The sequence below is a fragment of the Thalassospiraceae bacterium LMO-JJ14 genome (assembly GCA_021555105.2).
Lineage (GTDB): Bacteria > Pseudomonadota > Alphaproteobacteria > Rhodospirillales > Casp-alpha2 > UBA4479.
Genome location: CP134604.1, coordinates 1,236,149 through 1,254,786 on the forward strand (window position 1 = coordinate 1,236,149; position 18,638 = coordinate 1,254,786).

General features: G+C 60.8%; 20 protein-coding genes. 11 read left to right on the top strand and 9 right to left on the bottom strand.

Annotated elements, in window-relative coordinates; genetic code table 11:
* Positions 1-20 precede the first annotated feature (20 nt).
* From L2D14_06020 to L2D14_06030, 3 genes are all read left to right on the top strand, one after another.
* A complete protein-coding gene (locus tag L2D14_06020; protein WNK00978.1) occupies positions 21-203 on the top strand; it encodes a PLDc N-terminal domain-containing protein in 183 nt (60 codons plus the stop codon).
* An 18-nt stretch (positions 204-221) separates the two neighbouring features.
* Complete coding sequence (locus L2D14_06025) at positions 222-1,355, top strand: PrpF domain-containing protein (GenBank protein WNK00979.1); 1,134 nt, start codon at positions 222-224, stop codon at positions 1,353-1,355.
* Between the two features lie 71 nt (positions 1,356-1,426).
* On the top strand, positions 1,427-1,822 hold the full coding sequence (locus L2D14_06030; GenBank protein WNK00980.1) for a hypothetical protein: 396 nt from the start codon (positions 1,427-1,429) through the stop codon (positions 1,820-1,822).
* Here L2D14_06030 and L2D14_06035 read toward each other — a convergent pair.
* The 6 genes from L2D14_06035 to L2D14_06060 are packed head-to-tail and all read right to left on the bottom strand — an operon-like array spanning position 1,803 to position 5,508.
* Positions 1,803-2,081 carry a DUF3253 domain-containing protein gene (locus tag L2D14_06035; protein ID WNK00981.1) on the bottom strand — a complete coding sequence of 93 codons (279 nt, stop codon included), beginning with the start codon at positions 2,079-2,081 and terminating at the stop codon, positions 1,803-1,805. The two genes, L2D14_06030 and L2D14_06035, sit on opposite strands and share 20 nt — an antisense overlap.
* Positions 2,074-2,712 (bottom strand): GDSL-type esterase/lipase family protein, encoded by a 639-nt coding sequence (locus tag L2D14_06040; GenBank protein ID WNK00982.1) that lies wholly within the window; start codon positions 2,710-2,712, stop codon positions 2,074-2,076. The genes L2D14_06035 and L2D14_06040 overlap by 8 nt, the downstream gene beginning before the upstream one ends.
* The gene (locus tag L2D14_06045; protein WNK00983.1) at positions 2,709-4,013 is read right to left on the bottom strand and encodes a CCA tRNA nucleotidyltransferase; all 1,305 of its coding nucleotides are present in this window, start codon (positions 4,011-4,013) and stop codon (positions 2,709-2,711) included. Before L2D14_06045 ends, L2D14_06040 begins: the two co-directional genes overlap by 4 nt.
* Complete coding sequence (locus L2D14_06050; protein WNK00984.1) at positions 4,010-4,303, bottom strand: hypothetical protein; 294 nt, start codon at positions 4,301-4,303, stop codon at positions 4,010-4,012. Before L2D14_06050 ends, L2D14_06045 begins: the two co-directional genes overlap by 4 nt.
* Before the next feature lie 3 nt (positions 4,304-4,306).
* Positions 4,307-4,921: a CoA pyrophosphatase gene (locus tag L2D14_06055; protein WNK00985.1), complete on the bottom strand. Its 615-nt coding sequence runs from the start codon at positions 4,919-4,921 to the stop codon at positions 4,307-4,309.
* Positions 4,918-5,508 carry a DUF1285 domain-containing protein gene (locus L2D14_06060; protein WNK00986.1) on the bottom strand — a complete coding sequence of 197 codons (591 nt, stop codon included), beginning with the start codon at positions 5,506-5,508 and terminating at the stop codon, positions 4,918-4,920. Before L2D14_06060 ends, L2D14_06055 begins: the two co-directional genes overlap by 4 nt.
* Before the next feature lie 76 nt (positions 5,509-5,584).
* On the opposite strand from L2D14_06060, the gene L2D14_06065 reads away from it, so the two are divergent.
* The 4 genes from L2D14_06065 to L2D14_06080 are packed head-to-tail and all read left to right on the top strand — an operon-like array spanning position 5,585 to position 12,274.
* A complete protein-coding gene (locus L2D14_06065; protein ID WNK01655.1) occupies positions 5,585-6,577 on the top strand; it encodes a MoxR family ATPase in 993 nt (330 codons plus the stop codon).
* Positions 6,578-6,588: 11 nt separating this feature from the next.
* Positions 6,589-7,470: a DUF58 domain-containing protein gene (locus tag L2D14_06070; protein WNK00987.1), complete on the top strand. Its 882-nt coding sequence runs from the start codon at positions 6,589-6,591 to the stop codon at positions 7,468-7,470.
* A complete protein-coding gene (locus tag L2D14_06075) occupies positions 7,470-10,187 on the top strand; it encodes a DUF4159 domain-containing protein (protein ID WNK00988.1) in 2,718 nt (905 codons plus the stop codon). Before L2D14_06070 ends, L2D14_06075 begins: the two co-directional genes overlap by 1 nt.
* Entirely contained in the window at positions 10,184-12,274 is a 2,091-nt protein-coding gene (locus tag L2D14_06080) for a hypothetical protein (protein WNK00989.1), read from the top strand. The genes L2D14_06075 and L2D14_06080 overlap by 4 nt, the downstream gene beginning before the upstream one ends.
* Here L2D14_06080 and L2D14_06085 read toward each other — a convergent pair.
* The gene (locus L2D14_06085; GenBank protein ID WNK00990.1) at positions 12,271-13,206 is read right to left on the bottom strand and encodes a LysR family transcriptional regulator; all 936 of its coding nucleotides are present in this window, start codon (positions 13,204-13,206) and stop codon (positions 12,271-12,273) included. The genes L2D14_06080 and L2D14_06085 overlap by 4 nt on opposite strands.
* Before the next feature lie 135 nt (positions 13,207-13,341).
* Between L2D14_06085 and L2D14_06090 the strand changes: the two genes are divergently transcribed.
* Both L2D14_06090 and L2D14_06095 read left to right on the top strand, forming a co-directional pair.
* Positions 13,342-13,974 (top strand): NAD(P)H-dependent oxidoreductase, encoded by a 633-nt coding sequence (locus L2D14_06090; protein WNK00991.1) that lies wholly within the window; start codon positions 13,342-13,344, stop codon positions 13,972-13,974.
* Between the two features lie 21 nt (positions 13,975-13,995).
* Positions 13,996-14,700, top strand: a complete 705-nt coding sequence (locus tag L2D14_06095; GenBank protein ID WNK00992.1) for a pirin family protein — start codon at positions 13,996-13,998, stop codon at positions 14,698-14,700.
* A gap of 7 nt (positions 14,701-14,707) precedes the next feature.
* On the opposite strand, the gene L2D14_06100 is transcribed toward L2D14_06095, so the two are convergent.
* Entirely contained in the window at positions 14,708-15,133 is a 426-nt protein-coding gene (locus L2D14_06100) for a RidA family protein (GenBank protein ID WNK00993.1), read from the bottom strand.
* A gap of 106 nt (positions 15,134-15,239) precedes the next feature.
* Between L2D14_06100 and L2D14_06105 the strand changes: the two genes are divergently transcribed.
* Positions 15,240-16,220, top strand: a complete 981-nt coding sequence (locus tag L2D14_06105; protein WNK00994.1) for an ABC transporter substrate-binding protein — start codon at positions 15,240-15,242, stop codon at positions 16,218-16,220.
* Between the two features lie 223 nt (positions 16,221-16,443).
* Complete coding sequence (flgG, locus tag L2D14_06110) at positions 16,444-17,226, top strand: flagellar basal-body rod protein FlgG (GenBank protein ID WNK00995.1); 783 nt, start codon at positions 16,444-16,446, stop codon at positions 17,224-17,226.
* A 60-nt stretch (positions 17,227-17,286) separates the two neighbouring features.
* On the opposite strand, the gene L2D14_06115 is transcribed toward flgG, so the two are convergent.
* Positions 17,287-18,585 (bottom strand): D-alanyl-D-alanine carboxypeptidase, encoded by a 1,299-nt coding sequence (locus L2D14_06115; protein WNK00996.1) that lies wholly within the window; start codon positions 18,583-18,585, stop codon positions 17,287-17,289.
* Between the last annotated feature and the right edge of the window lie 53 nt (positions 18,586-18,638).

Consider the following 18,638-nt stretch of genomic DNA (forward strand, 5'->3'; position numbering starts at 1 on the left):
ATATATAAAGGAGAACGATCATGGGTTTGGAAGGAATCGGCCTCGGCGGCCTGTTGATATTGATCGCCGATGTTTATGCGATCATCAAGACGCTCGGCAGCACGCAGGCGACGACGGGCTCCAAGGTATTCTGGATCATCCTGATCCTGCTGCTGCCCATTCTCGGCGTCATCTTCTGGTTTTTTGCAGGCCCCAGAGACTAACCGAACAGGATCGAATACATGGCACAGCAGGGCTACACGGCGACCTTCATGCGCGGCGGTACATCGAAAGGTGTGTTTTTCCGTCATGACACACTTCCCGGTGACCTCGAGGCACGCGATCGCATCTTCTTGCAGGCGCTCGGCAGTCCCGATGCCTACGGCCGTCAGTTGAACGGTATGGGTGGCGGGGTGTCGTCGGTTTCGAAAGCGGTCATCGTCGGCCCTGCCAGTGTCGACGGCGCCGATGTGGACTACACATTTGCGCAAGTCGTGATCGACAAGCCGGAAGTGGATTATTCCGCGACATGCGGCAACCTGTCGTCGGCGGTCGGCCCGTTCGCCGTCGATAGCGGCTTGCTCAGTCCGGAAGAAGGCCAGCAGACCGTTCGCGTCTACAACACCAATACGAAAAAAATATATCATGCCACCTTCGAGGTTGCGGACGGCGTGTTTCAACCGGTCGGCGGCTTTGAGATTCCCGGCGTCAGCGGCACGGGATCGCGCATCCGTCTCGATTATCTCGATCCCGGCGGCGCCACATCAGGGTCGCTGCTGCCGAGCGGCAATGCGATGGATGTGCTCGACGTGCCGGGCGTCGGTAAGGTCGAAGCAAGCCTCGTCGATGCCTCGAATGCGGTTGTCTTCGTGGCCGCGGAACGGTTCGGCAAGACGGCGACGGAATGCGTCGGCGATCTTGAGGCGGATAAAAAATTCATGGCCGATCTGGATGCCGTCCGGCGCGTCGCCGCCGTCGTCATGGGACTGGCGCAATCGCCGGAAACGGCATCGCTGGGCAATCCGAAGATCGGCATCGTCGGCAAGGCCGCGGCGGGGACAACGCTGGCCGGGACGACATTCACGGCGGACCAAAACGATTTGTCGGCGCGTATCGTCTCGATGGGGCAGGTGCACCGGGTGCTGCCGCTGACCGGGGCCATGTGCCTGGGCGTTGCCTGCCGCATACCGGGCAGTGTGCCGAATGCCCTGTGCCGCGAACAGGCGGGGGATCTGCGTCTAGCCAATCCCTCGGGGATTTTGCCGGTCGATGCCAACGTGGTGAGCGGCGCAAACGGGGTGGCGGCCGAAAGCTGCACGGTTTACCGGACCGCGCGGCCGTTGATGCTGGGCCAGGTGCTGGTTTCCGGCGGGTGATGCCCGTCACAGCTAAGTCTCTCTCATAAAAGCTAGAATCAGCTTCCTGGGGACTGCCATAGGGGGCTGTGATGGATATGACGCCTGGATTTTTGAGCAGAGAGCGTGCCGAACGCCGTGAATTTGAACGGCTGCATCGAGCGCAGCTCTATCTGCGGGTCGGCGGACAGGTTTTCCATACCGTGGAATGGAGTTACGGCGGCTTCGTGATCGAGGATCGCACGGGGTATCTGCCGACCGGTGCGTTGTTGCGTATAGACGGGCTGGCGGATGAAGAAACCTATCGCCATGCTCAGCCGCCTTATCAGGTCGATATCCGAGCCCGCGTGGTCCGCACAATACCGGATCTGAGGCAGGCGGCTCTTTCCTGCCTCAAGCTGGACGATGCGGCGTACCGGATTCTGAGCGGGATTGAAAACGGCGTATCCCTGGCCGAAACCGAACCGGTTATGGCAAACCCAGCCTGATCACACCCTTGAACGTTTCGGGGTCGACGGCTTTGCCCTTGCGGTAAATAGCGATCCGTCCTTCGCGCGCGAGTTTTTGTGCGCAACGCCGAACCGGTTTCATAAGCGAGCGCCAATCGTCTCCCCGCTCGGCGCGCGCCGCTTCCGACGGGCAGATGGTTTTCCCGGCGCCGCTTTCATTGACCAGGCGTAAAATATGCGCCGTCAGCCGGGTATCCAGATTCCCTGCCGGCGTGGCCGTTTGCTCTTCGTCAGTCATCGAACCATTTCCGCCACGCATCCCAGCCGATGATGTGCTCGGCGATGATGTCATATCCGCCGCTTCTCGGGTGCACGCCGTCGCCTTTGACATAATGGCTGGCCCAGCCGGGATCGGATGCGGTCAGGGTGAAGATATCCAGATACGGCACGCCCAGTTCGTCGGCGACGCTTTCGAACATGTCGGATAATTGGGCATTGCGGCTCGACGACAAGAAGCGTTCGCGTCCCGGTGCCGATGAAAACGGCATATCGTCGTCATTGACGGGCGGCGGCCCGACCCAAAGCGTCGGCAGCCAGTCCTTGGCCTCCGTGATCATGCGCCGGGCGGAGGCGACGGCAATTTCGGGCGAGTTGCGTAACTCGCCGTTCTGCATCGCCATGTCGTTGCAACCGAAAGAAAAGACCAGCGCACACGGATTTTCAGCCGGCAGCCGTGCTTCCGCTTCGGCCCGCCAGCGGGCTTCGACCATCGTCGTGGTATCGCCGCGAATACCGGTATTATACATGGTGACGTCATGCCCGGCTTCGCGCTCGCGCTGCATGACCCGACCGGGCCAGCCGAGATATTTTTCATCGCCGGTGCCGAGCACCAGACTGTCGCCGATAAAACACACGCGAAGTTCAGTCATTTATCCGTAATTCCTTGTTCCGCAAAAATGTCCTTGAGTTTTTCAAGACAGGCTTCGCGATCGGCGGTGAACCCGCCATCAGCCCACCAGTCTTCGACGGCACGCAAGGCGGTGCCGATTTCAGGGCCGCGTGGTACGCCCATGATTTTCACATCTTCGCCACCGATCGGCAATATTGGCGCTTGCCAGGAAAACGCGGTTTCCAATGCTTTGCGTCTCAAGGCGGTCTCTTCAGCCGGCAGCTTGGCTTCGGAGGCAAGGCGCGCGGCCCACGCCAGGATCAAAGCATCGCCCACGGTTTCGTTGCCGAGCTTGTGGATGCGTGTTTCGATATTCTGCAATGTGTCTGCGACCGCAAATAACGGGGCAAATTTTTTCATGCTGACGAGCCGTTCGGTTTCCTTGTTCGACAGCCGCAGACGCTGCGCGATGCCCTTGGCATCGCAATCCGGGCTAAGAAGTGCGCCAAGACGGCGCAATGCATCCGGTTTCAGGCCATCGATGATGACCCCGCGCGACGCCAGCCACGCGGCGGCACGCAGGGAACCTATTTCCGTCGCTTCCGGCAGGACCACATCAAGCACATGAGCGTTCCGCATCATGATGAAGGCATCCGCAGGCTCAACGGCTCTGAGCGTACGAACAAGTTCGTGGCGAATACGCTCGGCTGAAATGCCGCTCAGCTTTTCCGCGTGTTTGCGGCACGCATTGAAAGCCGCGTCGTCATAGGGCGGGCGGCCGAAGTGTGCGTAAAATCGAAAATAGCGGAGGATGCGCAGATAGTCCTCCTGCACCCGCTCCTCGGCGATGCCGACAAAGCGGATGCGGCCATGCGCCAGGTCGGCAATGCCGTCGTGATAATCATAGACATCGCCATCGCGGTTCGCCGAAAGCGCGTTGATGGTGAAATCGCGCCTGGATGAATCGATGATCCAGTCTTCCGTATAGGCAATGACGGCGCGGCGTCCGTCCGTTTCTACGTCGCACCGAAGCGTCGTTATCTCGAACGGCTGCCCTCCCTTGATGGCGGTGACGGTGCCGTGCTCGATCCCCGTGGGAATTGATTTGATGTCGGCCGCCTTTAGCCGCGCAATAACCTGCTCGGGCGGTTCCGGTGTGCCGATATCGATATCGGCGACGGGACGCCTCGCAATCGCGTCGCGCACGCATCCACCGACATAGCGGACATCCGCGCCGCCGGCGGAGAGGGCATTCATCACGCTGAGGGTATTCGGATCTGTAAGCCAGGGTTCCGGGTTCAACTTGCCGGTCGGATCTCGCGTGGCATTCAGCGAGATCACTGCCCGGGCACTTTCTCATAGCGCGGCGGCAGTATTTTGCCGTCTTCATATCGGGGCGCAATATAGCGGCCGGAATCGGGGTCTTCGCCGCCTGTCAGCGCCAAGGTGATCAACGATGCCGCGAGCAGGATGAACCCGGCGATAATCGACCAGAAAATCGGCCCTTTCTGCAGGCTCGGCTCCTCGCCGCCGGTCTTGCGCGCCTGAGCACGGGCATACGCATTCCATGCCAGGTACATCAGAAACGGCAACAAAAGCGGTAAAACGTACGTGATTACAAGCCGTCCCATATGTTATTCTGCCTCGCCGATCAAAACGTCATAAAGATTGCGGATCATACCTGCCGTTGCTCCCCAAATATAATAGTCGCCATAAGGCATGGCATAGAATTCCCGCTTCAATCCCTTGTATACACGTGAATCGCGACGGTGGTTCGCGGCATCAAGCAGGAAAGAAAGCGGCACTTCGAACACTTCCGCGACCTCGAATTCATCGGGGTTCACAGTGTATTCCGGATGGACTAGACCGACCACCGGCGTTACCGAAAATCCGGTGCGGGTGATGTATTGATCGAGCCTGCCGACGACACTGATATGCTTGCGGTCGAGCCCGACCTCTTCTTCGGCTTCGCGGAGTGCCGCTTCTTCGGGGGATCCGTCTTCAGGTTCGATGTGGCCGCCCGGAAAACTGATTTGCCCGGGGTGATGGTCGAGATGATCCGTGCGCTGGGTCAGCATCATCGTCAGCCCCCCGTCACGTTCCACCAACGGTACCAGAACCGCAGCCTCGCGGAGTTCCGTCCCCGGAATCATACCGGGATTGAGATCGTGGTCGCCACGCGATGATGAGCGTACGCCGAACGTCTCGAATGACTGCTCCAGACGCTCGATGATGATTGAACGTTTCATGCGTCCTCCGGCACCGGTCCCAGTACAAAAGTCGCGCCGGCGCTCTTGATGATCAGCATATCTTGTCCGTCCATTTCTGCCACAACTGCATTTTCCACCAATTGATAGAATACCGCACGATTGATTCGCGCCTCCGTGCCGTCTTCAGCAAGTTGAATATAGGGTCTGGGTTCGTCCGTTTCAGGGTCTATGTCGACGCGAATCGGGTGTCCGGCATCCGCGGTAACCCATTTGTCGACATTTGTCCGGAATTTCAGGGACTTCACGTGTTTGTCATTTGTCTCAATCAATTCGACAGCCAAAAATGGTGCATCATCGACCTTGATCCGCGCCATTTCTGCGGGCGTAATAAGCCAATAGTCTCCGGCTTTGTCGCGGCGCACCACGGTCGAGAAGAGTTTGACCAGTTTTTGGCGGTTTATGGGCGTTCCGTGATAAAACCAAGTGCCGTCTGCGCTGATACGCATATCGATATCGCCGCAGACAATCTGGCCCGGACGGGGTGTATACCCCTTGGGCGGCGGACATGGCGAACCCGGCGTTTTCGCAAAAGTAATATTTTCGACCTTTTCCGGCGTATCGATCATCCGTTACGCTTCCTTGTAATCATCTACAGGAGGTTTCGACGTGACAACGACGACCACCCCACAAGATAAAGATAGCCTGAACGGCGTCGAGCGCCATAGCGCAGTTGCCGAGGTCGAGGCTTTGGCGGAACGGATTACCGCTGCACGTGCCGCCGTGGGCCAAGCCATTTTCGGTCAGGAAGACGTGGTTGAGGAAAGTCTGGTCACTCTGCTGGCCGGCGGACACATCTTGCTTATCGGTGTCCCCGGGCTTGGCAAGACCCGGCTGGTCGAAACACTGGGTACGGTCTTCGGCCTTGATGACAAGCGCGTACAGTTCACGCCGGACCTGATGCCGGCGGATATCCTGGGCTCCGAAGTTCTCGAAGAAGCCGACAGTGGCCGCCGCTCGTTCCGGTTCATCAAGGGGCCTGTGTTTACACAGTTGCTGATGGCCGATGAAATCAACCGCGCCAGCCCACGAACGCAATCCGCCCTGCTGCAGGCGATGCAGGAAAAGCGGGTTTCCGTGGCCGGCCATTATCACGATCTTCCGCGTCCGTTCCATGTTCTGGCGACGCAGAACCCGCTGGAGCAGGAAGGAACATATCCGCTGCCCGAAGCGCAGCTCGACCGCTTCTTCATGCAGGTGAACGTTGAATATCCTGATTTGGACGCGGAACGGGATATCCTGATCCGGACGACCGGGAATGAAGATGTAAAGCCGGGCCAGGTCATGGACCCGGAAAGCCTGATGGCGGCGCAGCGTTTGGTGCGCTCGATCCCGGTCGGGGAATCTGTCTCGGAAGCCATCCTGACACTGGTCCGTGCAGGTCGCCCGGAAACCTCGGATCTGGCGCTGGTGCAGGCCAATGTGTCCTGGGGACCGGGGCCGCGCGCGTCGCAGGCGCTGATGCTCGGCGTCAGGGCCCGTGCCGTGATCGATGGCCGGATGTCCCCCAGCATCGACGACGTTCTGGCCCTTGCGGGACCGATCCTGCGACACAGGATGGCGTTGACGTTTGCCGCCCGCGCCGAAGGCATAACGTTAGAGGAAATCGTCGGCGCCCTATGTGAGAGAATCGGCTGAGGTAGTAAAGCATGGCCGAGCGCGTAAAGCGTTCCCACCACAATGCAGAAGCGTTAGCCGCCGGGTTGCCGCCGTTGATGGTCGCTGCCGAAAGGGTTGCGTCGACCGTGTCACAGGGTGTGCATGGCCGCCGGCGTGTCGGTCAGGGCGAAACATTCTGGCAGTTCCGCCGGTATCAGGCCGGTGACAGCGTTCAGCACATCGACTGGCGTCAGTCGGCGAAGAACGATCCGGTTTTTATCCGCGAAACCGAGTGGGAAGCGGCGCAAAGCGTTTGGCTTTGGCGCGATGGTTCGCCGTCTATGTCGTTTTCTTCGGGGGATGAATTCGTCTCCAAACAGGAACGCGCCGAGCTTTTGATGATGGCGCTTGCCTCTCTGCTGATCAGAGGGGGCGAGCATGTTGCATTGCTTGGCACCGGCACGCCGCCCGCCTCCGGACGACATGTGCTGACCAGACTGTGGAACGAAATTGAAGGCGGTTATGCGTCGTCCGGCAGCCTGCCGGCATTCGAGATGCTGCCAAGGCACGGTCGTGTCGTGATGTTCAGTGACTTCCTTTCTCCCCTCGATGATGTGCGGATGGCGATCAATGCCTTTGCGCATCATGGTCTCAAGGGGCATTTGATTCAGATCGTCGATCCGGCGGAAGAAACGTTCCCCTATGACGGCCGTATCCAGTTCGAAGGCCCGGAAGGCGAAGGAAACGCCGTGATCGGCAATGTGGAATCCATTGCAGGGACATATCAGAACGCTTTCAAAGCACACTTGTCTGGCGTCCAGACAACCGCCCGCGCAGCGGGATGGGGATATACCCGTCATCGCACGGACCAGGCGCCGGAAATCGCCTTGATGTCACTTTATGTCGCACTTAGCGACCAGGGCAGGCATTGATGTTTTCGTTGGGCCCCCTGGCATTTGCACAACCCTGGGCGCTGGTTGCGCTTTTGGCGCTGCCGGCGATCTGGTGGTTGCTGCGTCTGACACCGCCGTTACCCAAGCGCATCGTTTTCCCGCCGATCCGGCTGCTGTTCGGGATTGTCACCGAGCGCGAAACCTCGGCCCGCACGCCTTGGTGGCTTTTGGTGCTGCGTTTGCTGCTGGCGTCATTGATCATTCTTGCCGCATCAAGGCCGCTGTGGAACGCAGAAGCCGAAATCGGTGGTGGCGGTCCGGTGCTTCTGGTCGTCGATAACGGTTGGGCGTCGGCCGGCCGATGGGATGTACGCCGCGACGTTGCGGTGGCCATGACCGACCGGGCGGTTCGGGCCGGACGGCAGGTTATTCTGTTGACGACGGCCCCGCCGGCGGATGGCAGTGCCATCACGGTCGCCGCGCTGGCGCCGGGCGATGCCCGCGGTGAGGTTTCGAAACTGATCCCGGAGCCATGGCCGACGGACCGCGGTCAGGCGGCACAGGCCGTAGCCGATTGGACGGAGGGCTTCGGCGGCATTGCCGATGTGCGCTGGCTGTCGGATGGCTTGGATGGACCGGGTGCGGATGTGCTTTCAGAACGTTTGCGGGCTTTGGGCCCGGTCACGATCTACGGCGCGGGGGACGTCCCTGTCACCGTATTGCGTCCGCCGTCCTCAACACCGGAAGGCTTGAACGTGCACCTGGAACGTTCCATGCCGCAGTTGCAGCCGGTCAGCGTTGAAGTGCGGGGCATGGATCGGGATGGCCGTGTGCAGGCTGTTGCGACGGCGGAATTCGCCGCCGACGATACCGAGACCGATGCCGTGCTTGGTGGCCCGGTGGAGATTCTTAACCGCATTGAACGGGTGCAGATCGAAAGCGGTGCGCATGCGGGCGCTGTCGTGCTGCTTGATCTGCGCTGGCGCCGCCGTCCGGTCGGGGTCGCTGATGTTGATGGTGCGGCGGCCGTTCAGCCACTGCTCAGCAGTACGTATTATGTCGAACGCGCCCTTGAGGGCACGACGACGATTCAACGTGGTCCGCTGGATACGCTTTTCGCCCAGCCGATGTCCGTGCTGATCGTCCCGGACGGCCTGGAATTTTCCGCAGACCAGGTTGCCGTGATTGAGGACTGGGTTTCCAAAGGCGGCATTCTGGTTCGCTTCGCCGGTCCCGCTCTGGCACGGCGTACCGGCGACATCGTTCCGGGTGCCGGCGGAGAGCCGTTGCTGCCCATCGTGCTGCGCGGGGGCGATCGGATCATCGGCGGGGCCATGTCATGGCGTCAGCCCATGGGCTTGATGCCGTTTCCCGAACATTCGCCGTTTGCCGGGCTGGCCGTGCCAAGGGATGTGCGCATCAACCGTCAGGTGCTGGCGCAACCGGCCCCGGATCTGGCGCAAAAAACATGGGCCAGACTGAGCGACGGTACGCCGCTTGTCACCGCCGATCAGCGCGACCAGGGCTGGATCGTCCTGTTCCACACGGCGCCGAATACGTCGTGGTCGACATTGCCGATCAGTGGCGTCTTCGTTGAAATGATGCAGCGTCTGACGGCCTTGGGACGGGGGGTGAAGAATGCCGGTGAAACGCCGCCGTTGCCGCCGTATCGGATTATGGATGCATTCGGCCAGTTGTCGGCACCCGCCGCGAACGTGCAGCCGATCGATGCCGCCGCCGTAGATAGCGAACTTGTCTCGGAACAGCATCCGCCAGGCATTTACGGCGCAGAGGATTTTCGCCGCGCCTTCAACCTGACCACGTCGTTGCCGCCCCTGAAGACGCTGCCCGTCCCGTCCGACTGGACGCGCGCGGTTTATGAAAAGCCTGTTGAGCGTGATTTAACCGGGTGGTTGTTCCTTGCGGCGTTGGTGCTGTTCCTGATCGATATGACGGCCGGTCTTTGGGTGCGGGCGGGCGGCCGGTCCGTACGGCCCGCGGCGAGCGCGGCTGCACTGGCGTTGTTTTTCATCACAAGCGCGGCTCCGGCTATAGCAAACGAGAAATTTGCTCTCGAAAGCAGTCTCGAAACACGGCTGGCTTATCTTGAAACCGGCAATGCGCGTGTCGATGCGACCAGCGCAAGCGGCCTGACGGGGCTGACCACGATGCTGGCCCGGCGGACAGCCGCTGAGCTCGGCCTGCCGCAGGGGGTTGAGCCCGGCGTTGACGAATTGGCTTTCTTCCCGCTGATCTACTGGCCTGTGACGCCGGACCACGAGCTTGATGACGTTTCGGCGCTGGCGGTGAAGGAATACCTCAAGAACGGCGGGACGATCCTTTTCGATACGCAGGACCGGGGCGGCGGGGCGCAGGCCCAGGCTTTGCGGGATCTGGCGGTAAGGCTCGATCTGCCGCCGCTGGTCCCTGTCGAGGCCGGTCACGTTCTGACCCGCTCATTCTATCTGATGAACGATTTCCCGGGCCGCTATGCAGGCGCGTCGATCTGGGTCGAGCGGGCCGGCGAGCGGGTTAACGACGGTGTCTCGCCGATTGTCGCCGGATCAAACGACTGGGCTTCGGCGTGGGCTATGGATGAAGCGCAGCGGCCGATGTATCCGGTGGTGCCGGGCGGCGAACGGCAGCGCGAAATGGCGTTCCGCTTCGGGATAAATCTCGTCATGTATGTGCTGACAGGCAACTACAAGGCCGATCAGGTCCACCTGCCGGCGATCATGAAAAGGCTCGGCCAATGACGGCGGAAATTCTCTGGACCCCGGCGCTGCCGACCGGCGTGATTGCCGTTCTGGCGGCCCTAGGCGCTACGCTATTGCTGGTGCAGCTCTTGCGGGCCGGCCGGCGTGGCGTCATCGCCCGGGCCTGCCTGCTGGCGGCGCTTGTGCTGGCGTTGCTGGAGCCGCGTGTCAGTGTCGAAGAACGCGCACCCGAGAACGACATTGCCATCGTGCTTGTCGACGAAACCACCAGCCAGCGGATCGGCGAGCGGCGAAAGCGCAGCGAGGATGCGGCGTCGAATATCGCCAGCGACCTGGAGGCGATGCCCGGCATGGAGGTCCGGACCGTTACCGTTCGCGACGGGGACGGGCATGGCACCCGTGATGGATCAAGACTTGTCGGTGCGCTCGTCGATGCGCTGGGGGATCTACCGCGGTCGCGCTTTGCCGGCGCAGTGATGATTACGGACGGGCAGATTCACGATACGGAACTCGCCGCCGGCGGCGGCGTTGCCGGACCGGTGCATGTGCTGATCAGTGGCGAGCGCGATGAAATGGACCGTCGTCTGGTGATCGCCGACGCGCCCGGTTACGGCATTGTCGGCAACGAAGTCAGTGTGCGCTACCAGATTGAGGACAGGGTCACCGGTGACGGCAGCTTCGGCACCGGGCTTGTCGATGTGACGGTGCATGTCGATGGCGTGGCGCGCGAGACATTGAAACTGCCCGCCAACACCGATCATGAATTCAAGCTGACGCTGGAACATGCCGGTCCGACCTTTATCGAGATCGAAGCAAAGGCCGCCGAGGGCGAGCTTTCCGCAGTCAATAACCGCGCCGTTGTTTCCGTGAACGGTGTGCGTGACCGGCTCAGGGTGCTGTTGGTTTCCGGTCAGCCGCATGCGGGTGAACGCACGTGGCGCAATCTTTTGAAATCCGATCCTTCCGTCGATCTAGTACACTTCACGATTTTGCGCCCGCCGGAAAAGAACGATTTCACCCCCTTGAACGAAATTTCGCTGATTGCCTTTCCGGTACGTGAGTTGTTCGAGGAAAAAATTGACGAGTTCGACCTGATCGTCCTCGACCGGTATATCGTTCGCGATGTTTTGCCGCCGTTGTACTTCCGCAATATCTCCAGGTACGTGCGTGACGGCGGTGCGGTGCTACTTTCCGTCGGGCCCGAGTACGGCGGGCTCAGGTCACTGGCGCGGACCCCGCTTGCAGATATTTTGCCGGGCGAGCCGACGGGCCAGATATTCGAAAAACGCTTCAAGCCGCGCATATCCGAGCTGGGTCATCGTCACCCCGTGACCAGTGCATTGCCAGGCGCCGTGGTGCCCGGCCGCGACGACCTGGAACCGAGTTGGGGCGCATGGTTCCGCCAGATCGGTGTTACCAGCGGGGTCGCGCCGTCGTTGATGCAGGGCGCCGACGGCAATCCGCTGCTGCTGATGGAGCGTGTCGACGAGGGGCGTGTGGCGTTGCTTGCCAGCGATCAGATATGGCTTTGGGCGCGTGGTTTCGACAACGGCGGCCCGCAGGCCGAACTGATGCGCCGTATTGCGCATTGGCTGATGAAGGAACCGGAACTGGACGAGGAAGGCCTGTTCGCATCGGTTGAAAACGGCGAGCTTCGGATCGAGCGCCGGAGTCTCAGCGCGGCCCCGGCCGAGGTCAGTGTCGAAAGCCCGAGCGGCGAAAAAATGACGGTCAAGCTTGAGCAGCAGGCTTCGGGCAAGTCCACGGCACGGGTCCCGGTCGAGGAAGTGGGGCTGTATCGCGTCGGTGACGATACGCATGTCGCCCTGGCCCCGGCGGGGGCGCTGAACCCGCTGGAACTTGCCGATCTTCGTGCCACGGAAGGACCGGCGAAGACGATCGCCGATGCCGCCAACGGCGGGGTGCGCTGGCTGATCGACGGATTGCCGAGCCTGCGCGGCGTGCAGGCCGAGCGCCAGACACACGGTTCGGGTTGGCTTGGCTTCGTCAGGAACGAGGCCTTCACCGTCACCGGCGTCACCAGCGTGCCGCTGGCGCCGTGGTGGCTGGTGATTGCGCTCGGCATCGGCCTCGCCAGTCTGGCGTGGTGGCGCGAGGGGCGTTAGGCGGAAATTTCCGGCGTGATTATCCCGTCCCAATAAGGATTGTCCCCAAAGCGCGCTGCCAGAAAATCGACGAAGGCACGCACGCGCGCCGACAGGTGGCGGCGGTGCGGATACACCGCATAGACCGATATCGGGTCGTCCTCATATTCGCCAAGCGCGATTTCAAGCTCACCGTCGCGGACTTCACCGCAGCAAAAGAACGTCGGCGCCAGGGCAATCCCCAGGCCGCATTTCGCCGCATTCAGCAAGACCTCGCCGTTGTTGGCGCGAAGCCGCCCCGAGACGGTGACGGCGATTCGGCCTTCCGGCCCCTTGAAGGTCCATGTATCGGGTTCGCTCAGGTAATCGTAGATCAGGGCTTCATGATTTCTGAGTTCGCTCGGATGCGTGGGCCGCCCCATACGGTCCCAGTACGCGGGGCTGGCCAGCAGAACACGGTGACAAGGGGCGAGGCGGCGGGCGATCAGGCTCGAATCCGGCAACCGGGCAATGCGGATGGCGACATCGAACCCGTCTTCGACGACATCGATCTGGCGGTCGTTGAGGACAAGATCGATTTCGATCTCGGGATATTGATACATGAAATCCGCAATCGCCGGACCGAGATGCAGCGTGCCGAACGACATCGGGGCATTCACGCGCAGCACGCCGCGGGGTGCGCTACCGGTGTTGTCCAGGGCATCCAGGGCTTCACGTGCTTCATCGAGGATGCGGCGGCAATGCTCATAGAAAGCACGGCCTTCATCGGTCAGGGAAAGCCGGCGCGTCGTGCGGTTCAGCAAACGGACACCAAGCCGGTCCTCAAGCTTCTGCAGTTGCGTGCTGACCGAAGCCTTGGAAGCGCGAAGCTGCTTTGCCGCCGCCGTGAAGCTGCCGGCATCGACCACGGCGGTAAAAACGGTCATGCCTTCAAGCGGGTCTGAAACGGCCATGATGTGCCCTATTGTTCATAATAATGAACAATATATTCATATATTGACCAATTGTCTCGTTTAATCGACGCGCTTATCTTCCCTCCAACGCCACGGGAAAGCCCGATGGCCATCACACAAGAGAGGACGAAAAAAATGAAAACATTGCTCGTTATGGATACCAGCCCGCGTCAGGACGCCGCATCACGGCAGTTGACCAACCGGTTCATTGATAAAATGAACGCCAGCTTTCCGGATGCCCGGATCATCCACCGAGACATCGGCGCCAACCCGCCCGTGCACATCGACGATGAACTGATCGACGCGCTCCGGCGTGAACCGGAAACGCTGAGCGCACGCCAGCAGGCCGCGCGTGCCGCATCTGATCAGATGATTGCCGAGATGCGGGATGCGGACGCCATCGTCATCGGTGCGCCGATGCACAACTTCACCATCACCGGTGCGCTGAGAACCTGGATCGACCACATTGCACGGCCGGGCAAGACGTTCGGATACGATCCGGATACCGGCCCCAAAGGGCTTCTGGACGACAAGCCGGTGTTCGTGCTGTCGACGCGCGGCGGCAAATACGGCGACGGCGACCCGGAAAACCCGAATCCCGCCGATTTCCAGAGTGGCTATCTGCGTCATATCCTCGGCTTCATCGGTATTGAAGACGTCCGCATCATTGCCGCCAACGGCATGGATATGGGGCCGGAACCCCGCGCCGAGGGCCTTGCAGAAGCCAGCAATAAAATCGATGCCGCAGTCGCGGCGCTTGCGGCCTAGGTTTGGAAGAGGAGAATTGAAATGATCGACGTTACGAACTTCGAAGACCTGGGCACCTTCAAAAACGATTGGTTGAATGCCCATTACCACTTCAGCTTTGCCGAATATCACGACCCGGCAAAGATGGGGCTGGGACCGCTTAGGGTCTGGAACGACGACACCATCAATCCGCACACGGGTTTCGATCCGCACGGTCATCGGGATATGGAGATCATCACCTATGTCCGGACCGGTGCGATCTCGCACGAAGACAGTCTCGGCAACAAGGGCCGGACCGAAGCGGGCGATGTGCAGGTGATGCATGCCGGCACCGGTATCCGTCATGCCGAGATGAACCGCGAGGATGATGAAACCACGCTGTTCCAGATATGGATCCAGCCGGACAAGGCCGGGCACGAACCGGGCTGGGACGCGCGGCAGTTCCCGAAGGACCCCGTCGCAGGCTCGCTGCCGGCGCTGGCATCGGGTCGTGCGCATCACCCGGACGCCATGCGCATCCATCAGGATGCCGCCGTGCATGGCGGGCGTATCCGTGCCGGCGACGCCGTGCACCATGAACTGGGCGAAGGCCGCGCGGCTTATCTCGTCGTCAGCGAGGGTGCGGTCGAAGTCAACGGCACCTTCGTCGACACCCGCGCCGGGGCGACGATCAAGGACGAGACGACCCTTGAAATCAAAGCGCTCGAAGACGCGGAAATTGTCCTCGTTGATGTCGCGCTAAGCTGACCGGAGGTCAGGCCCCGCCGCTTTCGCCGGCGGGTTGGCCATCGTGTGTGTATTTGGCGGCGACGGCCTCGATCTCGACGGTCCAGTCCGGATCGGCAAGGCCTGAGACGATCAGCAACGTCGACGCCGTCAGATGCCCGTTCAGATGCCGGTCGCGGACTTGCCGGTACAGGCCGACATCTTCCGGCCTGGTCAGATAGGCCGTGACCTTGACGATATTGCCGATCCCCATGCCCGCATGTTGAAGCACCGCGATGATCCGCTGCCAGCAAACGTCCATCTGTTGGGCGCTGTCACCGGCAAGGGCACCGTCGGGGTGGGTGCCGACCTGACCGGATATATGCAGCCACGATGTCGCGTCGTCGGCACGGACACCGTGCGTATAGGCGGATGACGGCGGGGCGACGCCCGGCGGATTGTGAATGGATTGCATATCGAAGTCTCCCGAAAAGTCTTGGTGGACAGGCGCGAAAGATACGCGATCATAGTGCCGGAACTGCGGCCCGCTGTCATCGGCCGCGGCAGGGGAGGAGACAAGAATGCCCGAGATCAGTCTGGCCTGCTGGGATTATGACCGGGCGCTGCCGATACTGGACGGACGCATCGGCGTCGCCGGTTATCGCCTCAAGACCGAGACGGCACCGCCCGGCAAACTGTTTCCGCTGGCGGTCGGCGACGCGCCATACGATGTCACGGAGTTGTCGTTTGCCAGTTATGTCATTCAGGTTTCCCGCGGCACCTGCAAGTACATCGGCATCCCGGTATTTCTGTCCCGAGCCTTCCGGCACGGCGCGATCTATGTCAGATCGGATCGCGGTATCCGCACGCCTGAAGATCTCGAAGGCCGTGTCGTCGGCGTGCCTGAATATGCGATGACGCTGGCGGTCTGGGTGCGCGGGTTTCTTGTCGACGACTTCGGGGTCGACGTTTCGGCGCTGAAATACCGGACCGGCGGGCTGAACGAACCGGGCAGGGTTGAGCGGTTGAAGCTCGATCTGCCGGCGGAAATCGATCTGCGGCCGTTGGGGCCTGAGAAAACCCTGAACGAGGCCCTGCTGGAAGGTGAATTGGACGCGATCATCGCGCCGGCGCCGCCCCGGGCCTTTGCCGATGGAAATCCGCTCGTTCAGCGGCTGATAGATCCTGCTGGCCCGGCGGAGCGGGCTTACTTCGAACGCACCGGCATCTTTCCAATCATGCACATTCTCGGTGTTCGCAAGGATGTCGCGGAAACATATCCCGACTTGCCGAAAGCTTTGTTCGATGCTTTCGAAGATGCACGGAAGCTTGCCATGGCGCGGGTCAAAGCAGTTGCCGAAGCCTCAGCCAACCGCGACATGTCGCCCTGGTATGCCGAAGCCTATGAACAGGCGGTCGCCACTATGGGCAAGGATTTCTGGACCTATGGTGTGGGCGGCAACGAGGCGGCGCTGGACGCTTTCTGCCGCTATATTCACCAGCAGCACCTGAGCGCGCGGCAAACCCCGATCAGGGAACTTTTTCATCCTGAAACCCTGTAAGGCCGGGCATTTTGCCGTTCGGGGGGCAAAACCTGCCGTATGCACGTGCGTATTCGACGATATGCGGTAATTATTGCAACAGATTCCAATATAACGCATTGAAATAAAACAAATTATAAATTGGCACGCCCGTTGCTTATTAAATCTTGAGAAGATCGCTCAGAAGAGCGGTTCGGGACGAAAAGCACGGCCAAAAAGGTCGGCAGATATAAGGAACGGGATAATGGATGCTTTACGCATTGGCGCCTCCGGTATGATGGCGCAGCAACGAAACGTCGAGGTTGTCGCCAACAACCTCGCCAATATGAATACAACCGGTTATCAGCGGCGGCGGACGGAATTCCACGATCTGATCTACAAGAACAGTGCACGGCCGGACGAAGTCGGCTCGCGCGCCGGCGACAAAGTGCCGGGCGGCGTTCAGTCGGGCCTCGGTGTCGATCTGATGTCTGTCTATCGGGTAACCGAGCAGGGCAGCCTGAAAGCCACGGACAATACCTTGGATCTTGCGATTCAGGGTAAGGGGTATTTTCAGGTGCAGCTACCGAATGGTGAAACCGCCTATACCCGCGATGGTACGTTCCAGTTGGACAGCGGGGGTCAGATGGTGACGCAGGACGGGTTTCTTGTGCTGCCGGGTATTTCCGTGCCGGTCGATGCGATTGATGTATCCATCAATGCCGCCGGCGAGGTTCTGGTCAAACAGGACGGTGCGGATTTGCCGAGTAATGTCGGTGCGATCGAGCTTGCGATCTTTCCGAACGAAGGCGGCCTGCGTGCCGAGGGGAATAACCTGTATACGGAAACGGCAGCTTCTGGGGCGGCGTCGGCCGTTACCGCGGGTCAAAACGGTTCCGGTGCAGTCCTTCAGGGCTTCATTGAGGTTTCCAACGTGAATGCGGTTGAAGAAATAGCCGAAATGATCCGCGCACAACGCGCTTACGACATGAATTCAAAGGTCATCCAGACGGCGGACCAGATGATGGCACCGTCCAGCGGCCGATAAAGAATAGGGTTTCTCCACGTCCCACAAACTGGGCCGGCGATTTCGCCGGCCTTTTTCTTTTCAGTAATTTCTTATCCAGCGTGAGATCAGGGCGGCTTCGAAATTGTCCGAACGGTCTCGCCAGCTTGTAGAGGCCGACCGTGAGCGGGCTCCGAATCGCGCAGGGTCGTTTTCCAACCGGTCACGCAGCACCGGATCATGAACGAACAAAGCGAAGATCAGGCGTTTCCCGGACCTGGCATCGAGATATCCGGCAAGCCCTTTGATGTAGCGCATGGTGCCGCTTTTTGCCCAGATGCGCAGTGCGGTGTCCGGATCGCGAAAACGGCCACGCAAGGTGTTGCGGGCGCCGCTCGGTGTCAGCAGGCTGTCGAACCGCCAGCCGTCGAAACGGCGTTCAAGCGCGTATTTGAGGATCAGCGTCATCTGCCGGGGCGTCACCCGCGAAGCCGTACTGAGACCGGAATGGTTGGCCAGTGCCGTTGCGAACTTTCCGAGCCCCCCGACTTCACCCTCAAGCCAGATGCCCAGTGTATCCGCGGAGCTTTGCAAGGTTTCCGCACCGCTGCCGAGGGCTCTGGATGCGGCTAGCCCGGCAACTTCGGCGACCATATTGTTGGAATATTCAAGACCGGCGCGGGCGATTTCGATGAGCGGCTGGCTGCGTATCTGCGCCAGTGAAACGGCACCCGGTGGCGGGGGACCGGCTTCAGGGTCCGGCAATGCAATCCCTTCAGCCAAGGCAAAGCGGCGCAGCATCAGCGCGGCGAGTTTGCCGGGCGCGCGCACCGGCAGTTCTTCCTGCTCGGGGCCGGTGCCGGCGAAAGAGGGGACCAATGTCAGTGCTTCGGGGGGCGTCGTGTGGAAGGGTGGATCGGCGGCATCGCCGTTTCGTGTCAGCAGAACCCGGTTGAACTCGATATTCAGGCCGCCGAGGCCCTGATTATACGCGGCATTCAGGGGTTGTGCCGGTTCAACTTCGGCCAGCACCGGTATGGCGCTGGCATAAAGAAACCGCCCGTCCAGCCGGGTAATACCGATGTCCTTCATACGGATGGCCAAAGCCCGCAAGTCGCCGGCGGTGAGCAAGGGATCGCCATCGCCGGCAAGAACGAGATCGCCGCTCAGCACGCCCGCTTTGAGTTTGCCGCGGGCAAGCAGCTGCGTGGTGAAACGGTACGTCGGGCCCAGAATACCGAGCGCCGCGATCATCGTCGGCAGTTTCGCCGTCGATGCCGGTGGAAAACCTGCATCGGCGTTATGGGCCTCAAGGACCGCGCCGCTCGTGGCATCCATCAGCAAATAACCCCAGGCGGCTTCGCGCAGACCCAGCGCCTGAGCGGCCTCGGGTTCGCGCATTTCGGACAAGGTCCGCACAGAAGGCGTCGGTTCTTCCGACATCGGCGGTGGCG